The organism is Gallaecimonas zhanjiangensis, from assembly GCF_057624825.1.
On record NZ_CM172603.1, the window covers coordinates 3,556,519 to 3,572,140 of the forward strand.

The 15,622-nt window shown below is 56.4% G+C and carries 9 protein-coding genes; 6 read left to right on the top strand and 3 right to left on the bottom strand.

Annotated features, from left to right (window positions below; translation table 11 throughout):
• The first annotated feature begins 86 nt into the window (after positions 1-86).
• The gene (locus tag AC22G1_RS16825; RefSeq protein WP_487314388.1) at positions 87-773 is read left to right on the top strand and encodes a YebC/PmpR family DNA-binding transcriptional regulator; all 687 of its coding nucleotides are present in this window, start codon (positions 87-89) and stop codon (positions 771-773) included.
• A 26-nt stretch (positions 774-799) separates the two neighbouring features.
• Here the strand turns inward: AC22G1_RS16825 and AC22G1_RS16830 are convergent, their stop codons facing one another.
• From AC22G1_RS16830 to AC22G1_RS16840, 3 genes are all read right to left on the bottom strand, one after another.
• The gene (locus tag AC22G1_RS16830) at positions 800-1,657 is read right to left on the bottom strand and encodes a lipase secretion chaperone (RefSeq protein WP_487314389.1); all 858 of its coding nucleotides are present in this window, start codon (positions 1,655-1,657) and stop codon (positions 800-802) included.
• Position 1,658: 1 nt separating this feature from the next.
• Positions 1,659-2,585, bottom strand: a complete 927-nt coding sequence (locus tag AC22G1_RS16835) for a triacylglycerol lipase (RefSeq protein ID WP_487314390.1) — start codon at positions 2,583-2,585, stop codon at positions 1,659-1,661.
• Positions 2,586-2,707: 122 nt separating this feature from the next.
• Complete coding sequence (locus AC22G1_RS16840; RefSeq protein ID WP_487314391.1) at positions 2,708-3,118, bottom strand: hypothetical protein; 411 nt, start codon at positions 3,116-3,118, stop codon at positions 2,708-2,710.
• Between the two features lie 122 nt (positions 3,119-3,240).
• Between AC22G1_RS16840 and recC the strand changes: the two genes are divergently transcribed.
• The 5 genes from recC (at position 3,241) to AC22G1_RS16865 (ending at position 14,958) form a co-directional block, all read left to right on the top strand.
• Positions 3,241-6,504, top strand: a complete 3,264-nt coding sequence (recC, locus tag AC22G1_RS16845) for an exodeoxyribonuclease V subunit gamma (RefSeq protein WP_487314392.1) — start codon at positions 3,241-3,243, stop codon at positions 6,502-6,504.
• The gene (gene recB, locus AC22G1_RS16850; protein WP_487314393.1) at positions 6,501-10,127 is read left to right on the top strand and encodes an exodeoxyribonuclease V subunit beta; all 3,627 of its coding nucleotides are present in this window, start codon (positions 6,501-6,503) and stop codon (positions 10,125-10,127) included. Before recC ends, recB begins: the two co-directional genes overlap by 4 nt.
• The gene (recD, locus tag AC22G1_RS16855) at positions 10,120-11,994 is read left to right on the top strand and encodes an exodeoxyribonuclease V subunit alpha (protein WP_487314394.1); all 1,875 of its coding nucleotides are present in this window, start codon (positions 10,120-10,122) and stop codon (positions 11,992-11,994) included. Before recB ends, recD begins: the two co-directional genes overlap by 8 nt.
• Before the next feature lie 886 nt (positions 11,995-12,880).
• Positions 12,881-13,987: an ATP-binding protein gene (locus tag AC22G1_RS16860; protein ID WP_487314395.1), complete on the top strand. Its 1,107-nt coding sequence runs from the start codon at positions 12,881-12,883 to the stop codon at positions 13,985-13,987.
• Positions 13,984-14,958, top strand: a complete 975-nt coding sequence (locus AC22G1_RS16865; protein ID WP_487314396.1) for a hypothetical protein — start codon at positions 13,984-13,986, stop codon at positions 14,956-14,958. Before AC22G1_RS16860 ends, AC22G1_RS16865 begins: the two co-directional genes overlap by 4 nt.
• Positions 14,959-15,622 lie beyond the last annotated feature (664 nt).

The window sequence follows — 15,622 nt, forward strand, 5'->3', positions numbered from 1 at the left end:
CCAGGCGCTTTTCGGCCCCTTTGGCGCCGCCTATAATGGCGGCATCCGGGGCCCGGCAGGGCCATCACCACGCAGCGAGACAACCCATGGGCGCTCAATGGAAGGCCAAGCACAAAAGCGCGGCGGCCAATGCCAAAGGCAAAATCTTCACCAAACTGACCCGCGAGATCATGGTGGCGGCCCGTAGCGGCGCCGACCCAGACATGAACCCTCGGCTACGCATGGCCATCGAGGCAGCCCGCAAGGCGTCCATGACCCGCGACACCTTGGAGCGCGCCATCAAAAAAGGCGCCGGTCTCTTGGACGAAGTGGTCAATTATGAGCTGGTCACCTACGAAGGCTTTGCTCCCCATCAGGTGCCGGTGATTGTCGAGTGCCTGACCGACAACAAAAACCGCACCGCCTCCGGCATGCGGGTGGCCTTTCGCGGCGGCCAGTTGGGTAACTCCGGCTCGGTAAGCTGGGACTTTGATTATCTTGGGCTGATTGAGGCCGAAGGCAGCGCCAATGCCGAAGAAGCCGCCATTGAAGCGGGCGCCCAAGACTTGGAAGAACACCAAGAAGGGGTGACCTTCTACACCGACCCAAAAGATCTGGACGCGGTCAGCCGCGCCCTGCCGGCATTCGGTTTCGAGGTGCTCTCGGCCAAGCTCGGTTACAAAGCCAAAAACCCCCTTAGCCTCGGCAGTGACGCCCTGGCAGACGTTGAGGCCTGGCTTGAAAAGCTCGACGAGGACGACGACGTGCAGGAGATCTACGTCGGCCTTGCCTGATGAAAAAGCGCCCCGCAGGGCGCTTTTTATTGCATGCCGTTACTGAGCCACACCCGCAAGCGCTTTAACTCGTTGGCCGAGAAGTGGCGCGCCTGGTATTCGGCCAGGGCCTGGGCCTTCTCGGCGCTGGGTAGCGCCGCCAGGCTTTTTACCTTGTCACGATAGGCCGCCACCTTGCCCTGCCAAGCCTGCTGCTGCGCCTTGGCGGCCATCAGCCGGTCGGCGGCGCCGTCGCCATACTGGGCTGCCAGTTGGTCACGGCTGGCCCCGCTCATCTGCTGCAACTGCGCCAACTTCAGGCTGGGGCCGTAGGCTTGCTGCACCGTTGCCGGTGCCTGGGCCAGGGCGTCTTCCTCCCATTTGAGCTTTTCGCCTTCGCTCAGCCCGAGACTCTGGATCTCCAGGCGGCGCAGGGTGAAATCCTCCACCGCCGCCTCGTCGCCCCACAGCTGTTTGATCTCAGCGTCCGAGTAAAACTGGCGGCGCAGGGCGTCCCGCTCGGCCCAGGCTGCCTTTAGTTCGGCGGCCGTAGCCGCCTGGGGCTTGGCAACCTCACTTAAGGCATCCAGATACTGCTGGTAGTGGGCAAAGGCGGCTAGCGCTGCCTTGATATCCGCCTCGGCCCAGCCGTCCTGGCGCAGGGACTGGGCCAGTTGCTCCGGCAGCGCCGAGAGCGGCAATTCGCCCACGGCGCTCAGCCAGTAGTCAAAGCGGGCCTTGAGGGCGGCGCTCATGCGGTAGCGGCTGCCCACGGCGCCATCAACCTGGGTGTCAGCCAGGCTGGCGGCAGCCTCCACTGGCGCCATGGGGTGGCGCTCGGGAAACACCAGATACAAGAGGCCGGCCACCGCCAACACCGGCACCATGATCTTGAAGGGCTTCATGTTAAAGCCCCAGGTTTTTGAGCCTGTTTGCCTGGTTGCGATAAAGCGTCTTGGGGTTGGTTTCAAACAGGCTGACCAGGCCGAAGGTCTGGTTCACTTCATCGAGGTGGTTCATGGCGTAGTCGTCACGGATCACCTTACCCAAGTGGCTTGAGCAGCTGGACACCAGGCCGTCGTTGCTTTCGCCAAACACCAAGGAGGTGAGGCCCAGGGCGGCGTCGGTAACGTCCAGCACATTGGTGAGCGGGCTGGCGCCACTCCAGGAGAAGTAATAAACGCCGTTGGCCGCCTGCATCTGGCCCTGGCCGCAATACTGGCTGGGCATGCCTTCGGGGTAGCTGGCGTTAAAGGCCAGCGAGCCGGCGGTGGTCAGGGCATTGAGCGCCGCCACCGAGTCTTGCGGGTCGGCCGGGGTGCCAGAGAGGAACTCGATAATGCTCGAAAAGGCGTTGGCGGCGGCGCCAATCACGCTTTCCGACACGCTACCGGGCGCTATGGTGCCGCGCAGGGCATCGGCAAAGCGCGAGCCCCAGTTAACGCCGCCCACAGAAGTGACCGACGCCACCTTGCCCGGGCTGATGGACGCCGCATAGCGGGCGGTAGGGCCGCCGTGGGAATGGCCAATCAGGTTGACCTTTTTGGCGCCGGTAAGCGCCAGGATGTTATCGATTTGCGCCAGCAACTGCTCGCCCCGCACTTCGGTGCTGTTGGCCGCCGACACGTTCACCACATAGACAGTGGCGCCGTCTTGGCTAAGGGCTTGCGGTATGCCGTACCAGTAATCGACCCCGGCCAGGGAATCAAAGCCGAAAAGGCCGTGAACCAGAACGATAGGGTATTTGGTTTGGGTATAGCCGCTGGCAGCGGCCGGTTGGACAGGCAAGGCGCACAGCAGCGCCAGCCCCAAAAACAGAGACTTGAGTGACATAACTCCCCCTTGTTGTGCTGCATTTCCGTTGTGGGTCGGCCTGCCTTATTGGTTGGCTGCAACAGGTCCGCCCAGTGAGTAAAAGTTGCACAACAGTTTCACTCTGGCAACTGTAGAAATGCTCAGGAGGGGCAACGCAACTCGGTTTTGTTGTATTTGCGGCGTACCCAGTTCACCGCCTTGAGCACCGAGCTTTGGCCAATCACCGCCCGCTCCAGGCGGTATTTTCCGGGGAAATCCGACACCACCAGGGCGATCAAAATGGTCAGCAGCCCCTGGCCCGGTAAAAACAGCATCAAAAAGCCGGCCACAAACAGCACCAACGCCAGCAGGTTGCGCAGCAGCCACAAGAGCGCGGTCCATAGCGTCCAATGGCGCTGGTGGCGCTCACGAACAAAGTAATCGGCCGGCATTTTGACGATAAGAAAGGGGATCACCACCATGGACGCCAGCATCATCACTAGGCCACCAATACCGATGGCCGGCAGATAAGGGCTAATGGCGTCAATCAGGGTGTCCAACCAGGCGGGCATAACGGGCTTTCCTTAAAAGAGGGCCCTTGCAGTTGACGGCATTTTGCCTTTTCGGGCAAGTGCTTGGCGCTTTGGGGGCATTCACCGTTAAGATAAGGCAAAGCTTTTACGCCAGGGACTCCATGCAAAGCGGCCTCTCCATTATTCAGGGCAATAAACTCGACGATCTGCGCGATCTGTTGGTGGCCTTCCTGGCCCAAAGCCCCCTCTCCCCCTTGGAAAACGAAACCTTCCTGGTGCAATCCAACGGCATGGCCCAGTGGCTGAAATTAGGCCTGGCCGAGAGCGCCGGCATTTGCGCCGCCGTAGACATGCAGATGCCGGTGCGTTTTCTCTGGCAGGCCTACCGCGCCGTGCTGGGCGCCCATAACGTGCCCCGCCATAGCCCCTTTGACAAACCCCGGCTGCGCTGGCGCCTGCTGCGGCTGTTGCCCGGCCTACAAGGCGACACCTACGCGCCCCTTAAACGCTTTTTGGAAGGGGACAGCGACCAGCGCAAGGCCTGGCAGCTGGCCCAGAAAATCGCCGACATCTTCGACCAATACCAGATGTACCGCGCCGACTGGCTGGCAGAGTGGGAAGCGGGCTTTGACCGGGTCATCAGCCCCCGTGGCAAGGTTGAAGAGCTAGGCAGCGAGCACCGATGGCAACCGGCGCTGTGGCGAGTGCTGATGGCCGACATGCAAAGCGAGCAAACCGGCATTTCCCGCTCGGCGCTGCACCAGCGTTTCTTGGCCGCCGCCAAAGCCTTGGACAGCCGCCCGGCGGGGCTACCCAAACGGTTGATAGTCTTTGGTATTTCGTCCTTGCCAAGCCAAGTGTTGGAAGCCCTGGACGCCATTAGCCAGCACTGCCAGGTACTGCTGTTTGTAGCCAACCCCTGCCAGCACTTTTGGGGCGATATCGTCGATGGCCGCGATTTGCTGCGCCTTGAGCAAAAGCGCCAGCAGCGAAAACCCGGCCTGCCACTTGAGCCCAGCGACGACGAACTGCACGCCAGCGCCAACCCACTATTGGCCTCCTGGGGCAAGCAGGGCCGCGACTACATCGGGCTGTTATCCCGCTACGACGAGCCGGACCACTACCGTGCCGATTTCCAGCAAATTGACTTGTTCAGCGGCTACGGCGAGTCGGTGTTGGGGCAAATCCAGCAAGACATCCTCGATCTCAACCCGCTGCCCACCGAAAAACGCAGCGAGGCGGACGATTCCATTCGCCTCGTCTCGGCCCACAGCCGCCAGCGGGAAGTGGAAATACTGCAAGACTTTCTGCTCACCCAGATGGAAAAGGGCCTAAAACCCCGGGACATCATAGTGATGACCCCGGACATCCAGGCCTACGCGCCCCATATCGAGGCGGTGTTCGGCCAGTTGGACTGGCGCGACCCGCGTTTTATTCCCTTTACCCTGTCTGACCGCACCGAGCGCGACGTCAACCCGCTACTGGTGGCCCTGGATAAACTGCTGACCCTGCCCCAGTGGCGCTTTGCAGTGAGCGATCTGTCCGATCTTCTGGACCTGGCGGCGGTGCGGGCCCGCTTTGGCCTGAGCGAAGCGGATCTCCCGCAACTGAAAGACTGGATAGCGGGCGCCGGTATCCGCTGGGGCCTTAACGGCCAGCAGCGCGCCGCCCTTGGGGTGCCGGCCCTGGAGCAAAACAGCTGGCAGTTTGGCCTTAAACGCTGGCTGCTGGGCTATGCCCAAGGCAATGCTGGCCGCTTTGCCGATATCGAACCCTATGACGAAGTAGCGGGCCTCGCCGCGGGCGCCGCCGGGAGTCTGGCCGACCTGATTGCGCTGCTGGAAGGTTACTGGCAAGCCTTTCGCCACCCCCAAAGCCCAGAGGATTGGGCGGCGCTGCTGCGCCAGCTGCTGAGCGACCTTTTCACCGCCCAAGACAGCGACGAGCGCCTCACCCTCGAGCAGCTCAGCCTGGCGCTGGACGCCTGGCTGGAGCACTGCACTGAGGCCCATTTTGACAGCGCCATCGAGCTGCACCTGGTGCGCGACGCCTGGCTTGGCATGCTGGACGACGGCGGCCTGGCCCAGCGCTTTTTGGCCGGTTCGGTGAACTTTGCCACCCTGATGCCCATGCGCGCCATTCCCTTCAGGCTGGTGTGCATTTTGGGCCTTAACGACGGCGACTACCCGCGCTCAGTGGCGCCGGTGGATTTTGATTTAATGAGCCTGCCCGGCCAATACCGGCCCGGGGACCGCTCCCGCCGCGAAGACGACCGCTACCTCTTTTTGGAAGCGCTGCTGTCGGCCCGGGATTGCCTGTATCTGTCCTGGGTGGGGCGCAGCGTGCAAGACAACACCGAGCGGCCACCGTCGGTGCTGTTGGGGCAATTATTAGATTATTTAGAAGGGGGCTGGCAGCAGCCACCGGCCATTATCCAGCACCCCTTGCAGCCCTTTAGTCGCCGCTACTTTGAGGGCGGTGAGTTCACCAGCTTTGCCCGGGAATGGCGCCAGGTGCTGGACAGCCCCGAGCTTGAAGCCAGCCACAGCGTGGCACCGCTCACCGAAACGCCAGCGGCGGATCTCAAGCTGCTGGCCAAGCTGCTGCGCTCCCCCTGCCAGCTGTTTTTTAACGAACGGCTGAAGATTTATTTGGGCAACGAGCAAGAAGTGCTGGCCGAAGACGAGCCCTTTACCCTCAACGCCCTGGAGCAATACCAGCTTACCGACCAGCTGTTGGCCGCCAGCCTGGATGGCACCCTGAACCGGGAACTGGAACGCCTCAAAGGCAGCGGCGCCCTGCCCCTGGCCGGCTTTGCCGAGCCCGCCATTGGAGGCGTGGTGGAAGCGGCGACGGAACTCGCCGCCAAGGCCCAGGGAATTCTCGCCAGCTACCACCCGGCCAAGGCCCTGGAGCTGGCCACCGACGGCTTTGCCGACTGGCTGGAGGTGCGGCAAAGCAACAGCGGCGACCAGTTGCAATTGCAATTGCGCCCCACCAGCGTCATGGCCGGCAACAAGGTGAAGTACCACGCCCTGCTGCGGCTCTGGGCCGGGCATCTGTTGGCCAACGGCACCGGCCACCTTGTGGACAGCACACTCTTGGCCCCCGACGCCGAGCTGCACCTGGCCCGTGGGCCACAAAACGCCGCCCCTATTCTGGCCGCCTTTAAAGCCGCCCTCGATGGCCCGCTGCCGGTGGCGCCCCGCACCGCTTTTGCCTACCTGGCAGCGCTGGATAAAGGCGAAGAGGCCGCCATCGCCGCCGCCCAAAAAGCCTATGACGGCGACGATTTTAGCCCCGGCGAGCGGCTGCAAGACCTTTACTGCGCCCGCGCTTACCCAAGCTTTGCCGATATGGATGTGGACCACTTCAAGGCCCTGGCCCAGAGCCTTTACGCGCCGCTGACGGAGGCCGTGCAATGAGCCAGCACCTTAACCCCCTGACTTTTCCGCTCTTTGGTACCCGGCTCATTGAAGCCAGCGCTGGCACCGGCAAAACCTTCACCATTGCCGCCCTTTACCTGCGGCTGGTGCTTGAAGGGCTGACCCCGCCACAAATTCTGGTGGTGACCTTCACCGACGCCGCCACCAAGGAGCTCAAAGACCGCATTCGCGCCCGGCTGGTGGAAGCAGCCAAGGTGTTTCGCGGCACTTTGGCGGGCGACCCTTTGGTGGTCGCCCTTAAAGGCCAATATCCCGAGGACCAATGGCCGGGCTGCGCCCGCCGCCTGGAACTGGCCGCCCAGTGGATGGACGAAGCCGCCGTTTACACCATTCACGGCTGGTGCAACCGCATGCTGGCCACCCACGCCTTTGCCGCCGACAGCCTCTTTGAACTGACCCTGGAGACCGACCAGCGCCACCTCTTTGAGCAAGTGCTGGCCGATTATTGGCGCAGCCAGTATTACCCCCTGGCCGATGTGTCGGTGGTGGCAGAGCTGTGGAACAGCCCTGCCAAGCTCCATGCCGCCATCCGTCCCTGGCTGCCCTGGGCCGAGCCGCCAGTGGTGAGCGCCAGCGAGGTGCTGGCAGATCTCGCCGAGCGCCAGCAAGCACTGCTGGCGCCGGTGAAAGACCAGTGGCGCAACTTAGTGGACGACTTTAGCGCCGCCATGCTGGCCGCCCACGGCAATAAGGATTTCAACGGCAACAAGGTGCGCATCGCTACCTTGGAAGGCTGGCTTGAGGCATTAAAAGCCTGGGTACAGTCCGACGCCCTGCTGCCCGAGATCTCCGACAAACATTGGGAGCGCTTTAGCCCCGAAGGGCTGGAAGATGCCGCCAAGGCCAATGTGGCGATCATGAACCACCCCGGCATTGACGCCCTGGGGGCCATTCTTGCTGCCCGCGCCAAGCTGCCCAAGGCCGATATTGATTTGGCCAAACACGCCGCCGGCTGGATAAAGGCCCGGCTGGAGCAAGAGAAACACCAGCGCGCCACTTTGGGCTTTGACGATCTCCTCACCCGCCTGGACCAGGCCCTGCAAAAAGGCCCAGAGCTTAGCGAGGTGATCCGCCGCCAATACCCCATAGCCCTGATTGATGAATTCCAAGACACAGACCCGACCCAGCTTCGGATCTTCGCCAACATCTATGACCTTGAGCATGCCGGGGAAGACACTCCTCGCGATGAGGAAGCCTCCATTGCTGGCGCGGAAAACAGCCGTTCTGGCGTGATGAGCGAAGCCGAGGCGCTTAACGCCGCCAGCACCAGCGCAGCAGGCAGAACAGGACTTTTCCTCATCGGCGATCCCAAGCAGGCCATCTACGGCTTCCGGGGCGCCGACATCTTTACCTATTTAAAAGCCCGCCGCGCCACCGCTGGCCGCCACTACCACCTGGACACCAACTACCGCTCTACCCAGGGGCTGGTCAGCGCCGTCAACCAGGTGTTTAGCCACCAGCCCAACAGCTTTTTGTTTGACGAAATTCCCTTTGAGGCCGTCAACGCCAATGGCCGTAAAGAGCAGTTGGTGATGAACGGCGCGCCGGTACCGGCCATGACCGGCTGGCACTTGGCGCTGGATAGCGCCGTGTCGGGCGGCCAATACCGCAAGCTGATGGCCGAGCGCTGCGCCAGCCAAATGGTGGCCATGCTCAATAGCGACGCTGGCTTTAAAAGTGAAGACACACTCACGGCGCTACGCCCAGCCGATATGGCAGTACTGGTGCGGGGCCGGGGCGAAGCCGACGCCATTCGCGCCGCCCTTTTTGCCCGTGGCGTGGCGTCTGTGTATTTGTCGGACAAAGAATCGGTGTTTGCCGCCCAGGAGGCGCGGGATTTGCTGGCGCTGCTGGCCGCCTGCGCCGAGCCGGAAGACGGCCGCATGCTGCGCGCCGCCCTGGCAGCGCCGGTGCTGGAGCTGAGCCTCGGTTGGCTCGATACCCTTAACCAGGACGAACTGCTTTTTGAGCAGCAAGTAGAGCGCTTTAAGGGCTACCAGCTGCGCTGGCACCAGCGCGGGGTGCTGCCGATGCTGCGCCAGCTATTAAGCGATTTTTCGATTCCGGCGCGCCTCCTGGCAAGCCCAGGCGGTGAGCGGTCCCTAACCAACCTGTTGCACCTGGCGGAATTGCTGCAAGGGGCGGCGGCCAAGCTCGACGGCGAGCAAGCGCTGATTCGTTATCTCGCCGAAGCAGTGGCCGACCCGGCCGCGGGCGATGAAGAAATTCTGCGCCTGGAATCGGACGCAGACCTCGTCAAAGTCATCACCATCCACAAGTCCAAGGGCCTGGAATACCCGCTGGTGTTCCTGCCCTTTGTGATGGGCTACCGCGCAGAAGACCGCCAGGGCCCTTACATCCGCTACCACGACGACAGCGGCAAGGCGGTGCTGGATATCGAAAAAACCGACGGCGCCTACGCCAAGGCCGAAAAAGAGCGGCTGGCCGAAGACATGCGTCTGTTGTACGTGGCGCTCACCCGCCCCCGCCACGCCTGCTTTTTGGGGATAGCGCCGGTGAAAATGCAGCGCCACGGCAAAAAGGGCGAGAACGACCTGCACCGGGGCGCCTTCGGGTATCTGTTAACGGGCGGTACTCCCATCGACAACGGCGCTGTCGGTGAGGCTTTTGCCAGGCTCGCCGCCGGCTGTAGCGATATGATGCTGACTGAAGCGCCTGAAGCGACCGATATGCAGTACCAGCCGAAAACCCAGCCATTGGCGCTGGTGGCAGCCCGCGAATTTAAGGCGCCACCGGCCGAGCGCTGGTATATCGCCTCTTATTCGGCGCTGCGCACCCAGGACTGGCAAAGCGATATCGCCACGCCGCTCGCCGAAAACCTCAATAACCCCGACGAGGAACAAGAGGCGCAAAGCAAGGCGCTGTCAGACTCCATCCACCAGTTCCCCCGTGGCCCCGGCCCCGGCACCTTCCTCCATGGCCTCTTTGAATGGGCCGCCCTGGAAGGCTTTGGCAAGGTCACCGAGCCCCAGGCGCAAAAACTGCTGGCCCAGCGCCTTTCGCAAAGAGGCTGGGAGCAGTGGCTGACGCCTCTGGCCAACTGGTTTGTGGCGCTTATCAATAAACCGCTGCCGCTGCCAAACGGCGAGGCGGTGGCACTGGGCACCCTTAATAGTTACCAGGCAGAGATGGAGTTCTGGTTCTCGGCCAAGCATGTGAACCTTGAGAAAATGGATCTCTTGGTACACCGCCACACCCTTGGCGGCCATGGCCGGCCCATGCTCAGCCCCGGCGAGCTGAACGGCATGCTCAAGGGCTTTATCGACTTGGTGTTCGAGCACAATGGCCGCTACTACGTGCTGGACTACAAATCCAACCACCTAGGGGACGGCGACAGCGCCTACAGCCAGCAGGCCATGGCGGAGGCCATTCGCGAAAAACGCTACGACCTCCAATACGTGATTTATCTGTTGGCCCTGCACCGCTTGTTAAAATCGCGCATCCCCGATTACGACTACGACCAGCACCTGGGCGGCGCCGTGTATTTATTCCTGCGCGGCGGCCACTGCTACTTAGACAGCCCCCAGCGCGAACTCATTGAGGGCCTAGACGCCATGTTCGAGGGAGACACCCATGCTTGAGTTACTGGATGCCTGGGTAGAACGGGGCTGGCTGCGCCGCATCGACCGCGCCCTGGTGCGCTGGCTTAAAGAGCTGGAGCCAAGCACCCCAGAGCCGCTGCTGCTGGCGGCCGCCCTTTGCTCCCACCAATATGGCCGTGGCCATATCTGCCTGGATTTAAGCGCCACCTTATTGGACGCCGACGCCACCCTCTCCCTGCCGCCCGAGGGCGATGTGGGGGAAGAGATGCCCACCAAGCCGTCTGAGCTTTTAGAGGGCGTCCAGCTTGAAAGCTGGCTGGCGGCCATCAAGGGCTCGCCCCTGGTCAGCAGTGAGGCAAGCCCGCTGGTGTTGGTGGAAAACCGCCTTTACCTGCGCCGCAATTACAGTTTTGAGCAAGCGGTGGCTGGCCATATCAGCAGCCGCCTTGCGCCCATGGAAGTGAGCCCCGAGCTTAAACCGCAGCTGGACGCCCTCTTTAGCGCGCCGGGGCTCGATTGGCAAAAGCTCGCCTGCGGCCTTGCCTTTCGCATGCCCTTTACCATCATCACCGGCGGCCCCGGCACCGGCAAAACCACCACTGTGGTGCGCCTCTTGGGCCTCAAGCAGCAGTTGGCGCTGGCCGGCGGCCAGAAGCTGCGTATTGGCCTTGCCGCCCCCACCGGCAAAGCAGCGGCAAGGCTGACCGAGTCCATTCGCGGCGCCGTAGAAAAGCTGGCGCTGCCAGATGCCGTAAAAGCAGCCATTCCGGTGGAAGTGACCACCCTTCATAAGCTCTTGGGCGTTATTCCCCAAAGCCGCCACTTTCGCCACCACCATCAAAACCCGCTGCATCTGGATTTACTGGTGGTGGACGAAGCCTCGATGGTGGACTTGGAGATGATGAGCGCCCTGTTGGACGCCCTGCCCGCCTCGGCGCAGCTTATTTTGCTGGGGGATAAAGACCAGTTGGCTTCGGTAGAAGCGGGCTCGGTGCTGGGGGACTTGTGCCAAGGGGCCGATCTGGGCGGTTACGACGCCGACACCCAGGGCTTTTTAGAGGGCCTTTGCGGCGAAAGCCTGGCGGCCTTTACCCAAGGGCAAAGTACTCTCGCCCAATGCAGGGCCATGCTGCGCGTCAGCCACCGCTTTGGTAGCGATTCTGGCATAGGCCAACTGGCGCGGGCGGTGAACCTCGGGCAAAGCGAGGCGGCGCTAAAGCTACTGCGTGAAAACCGAGACGATTTAAAGCTCTTGCCCATCAAAGACGACGGCGTGGCTCTTTCTCGCCTCGCCATCGAAGGTTACCGGGGTTATCTGCAGGTGCTAAGCGCCGAGCGCGTTAGCGACCGCGACACCTGGGCCGCCAAGGTGCTGGCCGCCTTTGGCCGCTTTCAAATGCTCTGCGCCCTAAGAAAAGGCCCCTTTGGGGTCGAAGGACTCAACCAGCAAATTGCCGAGGCCTTAAAAGCCAACGGCCAGCTGGAAAACGACCACGGCTGGTACGAGGGCCGCCCGGTACTGGTAACCCGCAATAACTACACCCTGGAACTGATGAACGGTGATGTAGGCATTTGCCTGCGGGTAGTGGAAGCCGACGGCAGCCAGCGGCTAAGGGTCGCCTTCCCGGTGGTGGGCGGCATCAAATGGGTACTGCCCTCGCGCCTTTCTGATGTGGAAACCGTGTTTGCCATGACGGTGCATAAATCCCAAGGCTCGGAGTTTGACCACACCGTGCTGGTGCTACCCGACACCCTAAGCCCGGTACTCACCCGCGAGCTGGTTTATACCGGCATTACCCGCGCTAAGTCCTGTTTTACCCTGGCGGCACCGAAGTTGGGGTTACTGGCGGCAGCGGTGGAGAGGAAGGTGGAACGTGCTTCTGGGTTGCGCGAAGCGTTTGGGTAAGTTTGCTGCCACCAGCAGGTTCGGTTTTTAACTGAAAGTTGCTTTATACGCCGGTTCCCGCACCGGCAGGCGGGGTACTTTTGTTTTGGCAAAAGTACCCAAAACCAAGGCCCATGTTCCGCTTATTCTTCGCCTCTGGTCGTTCCCGGTACACCGGTTCATACGCGCTCCCGGCACGTACTCACCTGCCTCGACGTCCCTGTCTCGGCTGCCCCTCCTCTCCCGACGGCTCAGCGCTTCACTTAACGGGCGGGAGAGCTATACCAAATAGTCCAAGAATCACTTCGGGCCAGCATCATTTAAAACATTGATTTATATGAAAATTAAATGAAAGTAGCTCTATGCTCTGCTCATAACTCTTGACACCACTACAACCAGCCTCTAAGCGATCCATAACTTCTTCAAAAGTTTTATTACCTACAGTTTATCCTTATAATTTAAAGAGTTAAAGTGCATGTAAGCAGAGTTCCGCTGCTGGTAGATACAGCACAACTAAGAATCAGAATGGGACATTGGGAACCACACCTAAGGGCGGTAGCGTCTAAAGAGACTACTCCCAACAAGAGCTATCTTACTGATTACTATGCTCTTATTTTTTCTACTTTTCTTTGCTGGCAGGTACGCCAGACACTTATTGATAAGAGCTATCACTACGAATGAGTCACTTACTATAAACTACTTTCACGCCTACCTACGTACGTACTTTTCAATCTTCAGATACCTATTTTTTAATCCTTTGTTAAAGGATATAAGTTCAACTGGCTTAGTGTCTCATTCGAGATACTAAATATCGATATATTTTATATACCGGCAAAAGCTATCTAGCAGTATATACTTGCAATTAACTCTAAAACCTCTACAAAAAGTTTAAAATATGGAAGCTATGATGACAGAAAAAACTGACAGTTGGGTTTTAAAAAACCCTTATTTCTTAAGGAAGATAGAAGTTAGCGGTCTTTTTTCAAAATGGAATATATGTTGGAATCTAAAAGACGTTAATGTGTTGGTTGGGCGAAACGGGAAAGGTAAAAGTACTCTACTACGATTGATTGATTTCACATTGAAGAATGGAGACATTCAATCAAACCAGATTACTTCACTACTGGATAAATTCACATCCATAACACTTACTTTTAATAATGGAAAAGTATGTAAAGTTTCCGAGGTTGAAAATGATATAAACGAAAGCATAACTAAATATATTCTTCAAAGTGTTTTAAAAAATAAGGATTTAAAAATCAGTGAAGAAGAAAGAAAAAGATTGAAAGAATTCATTTCAACAACTTCTGATTCAAAAACCAAGGCTAAATCACTGAGATTTGAAAATGACTTCACTACCAAAAGCAATAAAGATAGAGAACCAAGATTCTCTTTGAGTGATAATTTGTCAGTGGATTTTATTTCCACTTTCGATATGCTTTTACTTGATAGGAGAGATTATGATGAATATAGTGGAAAGGCAATATCTCAACTTGACATAATGATAGATAAAGAAATTAGCAGACTAGCTTCACTCAACCTCTCTATTATTAATGATGTTTCAAAGACATATGAAGATAATAAAAACAAAAGCTTTAACGTCATAAAGAATAACAAATTAAGCTCACTAAATATCTTCATAAAGGAATTGAATGGATTCTTTAATGACGATGGAAAATCTTTCTCTATCGAAAAAAATGGTAGTATTTCAGCATCTCTGGATGGAAAAAAATTAAACCTTAACGAGTTATCATCAGGAGAAAAGCAAATTCTTTTCCTTTTGTTAAAAATAGTGAACAGCTCTGCAAAACCATCAATAATAATTTTAGATGAACCAGAAATATCACTACATTTAAACTGGCAAGAAAAATTAATATCAACAATAAGAAAAATAAATAAGAACATCCAAATTATCATTGCCTCACACTCCCCCGGCGTCGTTATGAATGGGTGGATGGATTGCTTAGTTGAAATAGAAAAAGTGTCTTCTCTTATTGAGGAGTTCGACAAATGAAATCGACGTTCACCGACCAAATTTTTTCTAGTAATTTTAATAAAGCTTACGCTAGAATAAAAAACGACAGGATTGGTCAGATATTTATAGAAAATGAAATTGACAAGGATTTCTGGACGAAGTTCATTGGAAAAGACATATGCTCTAGATTTAATTTCAGTGTTGCTAGAGGACCAGGTCAACTAGACGATTTATCCAGAGGGAAAAGTAGATTCAAAGATCACTACAGCAATGCAAGCGAGTCAGTAATTTTTGCTGTTGATGCAGACTTTGATATTTTCCTTTCAAATAAGAGTGATATATGCAACGAACTTAAAGTAAATCCTTACATTATACATTCTATTGGTTATAGCAAAGAAAGTCTGACAAATTCTTATGTATGCCTTAATAGCTGTCTGAGTAAATATTTTTACTTTCAAGAAAATCCATATAAATTTGATTATTTCTTATCTAAATACTCAATAAAAATATACCCGTTTTTATTAAAGTATTTATATCTTTTAGATATAGAATCAACAACGATAGGACATGCTGACTTTCATAAAATGATCATTCCAAGAGATTTAATTAATCCATTCTTTGACGACAAGTGGGATCTTTTTGATAAATCCCTTGAAATTCTCAACCAGAGATTAGATATAAATGAAGACGATAAATTCAAGGAATTCATTAAAAACACTAATGAATTAGGATTAAATGAAAATAACTCTTATCAATTCATTGATGGTCATGACTTAGAAGATCGAATGATTAAACCTATAGTAGATGAAATAAAGAGAAGATTAATAAGCAAGGAGATTGAAACTGTCAAGGCGAGTGGTTTTAACGGCACTGACCTTGGGAATAAAATAAATGAAATAAGAAATTATTTTAAAGAAAAAATAAATTTTTTATCACTTAGAAACTGCGCAGAATATTGGCTAGATGATAATTTATATAAAAACCACAAAAAAGTTATCTCTACTTATTAATCGTTGTATATATAGTCAGCGCTAAATTTACACCTGTTGTATTGAACAAGGACATCCTCTCCACCATCTCAATAAAACCATCACGATAACGAAGCTACCGGCTTTGGACCTTTAGCCCGTTAAGCGCAGCAGCGCCTCACTGACGGGAGCGTGAGCTGACGCGAGACATGGATGCGAGGCGGCCAGCTTAGTCGAGCGGAGGACGCGTCGGGGCGAAGCTTGCACGGTGAAGCACAGCTTCGCAGCTGTTGAGCGTGAGCACAGGACGTGCGAACCGGAATGAGCCGCCACGGCAGGCTAACAACACACTGACTATCTGAACTCATTGGCGGAACGTGGGCCGTGGTTTTGTCTGGGCACCCCCGCTGACTTTTGGCCTCAAAAGTAGGGCGCGTGTAGGGGCTCCACCCTGCATTCAGAGCTTTGATCAGCTCTTCCAGAAAGTAATTGGTGGCACTGGTATTGAGAAACTTGGCCATAGCGTCTTCCACTGACTTGGCCCGGGGCGGGTGAGTACGGCAGCCTGTCCCTGGCACTTGTTCACTAGGCATTAAGGTGACAAGGCAAGCAGAAAAAAGCAAGAAGTACGCAACAGACCTGTCTTGTTGCCCAGTGTGGCTACTGAAGTTCGCGGGGCGTAAACCAATGCTTGTGGCCTGCGTTT

Coding starts and splice junctions, on each gene's coding strand:
- AC22G1_RS16825 (WP_487314388.1), top strand. CDS start 87: ATGGGCGCTCAATGGAAGGCCAAGCACAAAAGCGCGGCGGCCAATGCC.
- AC22G1_RS16830 (WP_487314389.1), bottom strand. CDS start 1,657: ATGAAGCCCTTCAAGATCATGGTGCCGGTGTTGGCGGTGGCCGGCCTC.
- AC22G1_RS16835 (WP_487314390.1), bottom strand. CDS start 2,585: ATGTCACTCAAGTCTCTGTTTTTGGGGCTGGCGCTGCTGTGCGCCTTG.
- AC22G1_RS16840 (WP_487314391.1), bottom strand. CDS start 3,118: ATGCCCGCCTGGTTGGACACCCTGATTGACGCCATTAGCCCTTATCTG.
- recC (WP_487314392.1), top strand. CDS start 3,241: ATGCAAAGCGGCCTCTCCATTATTCAGGGCAATAAACTCGACGATCTG.
- recB (WP_487314393.1), top strand. CDS start 6,501: ATGAGCCAGCACCTTAACCCCCTGACTTTTCCGCTCTTTGGTACCCGG.
- recD (WP_487314394.1), top strand. CDS start 10,120: ATGCTTGAGTTACTGGATGCCTGGGTAGAACGGGGCTGGCTGCGCCGC.
- AC22G1_RS16860 (WP_487314395.1), top strand. CDS start 12,881: ATGACAGAAAAAACTGACAGTTGGGTTTTAAAAAACCCTTATTTCTTA.
- AC22G1_RS16865 (WP_487314396.1), top strand. CDS start 13,984: ATGAAATCGACGTTCACCGACCAAATTTTTTCTAGTAATTTTAATAAA.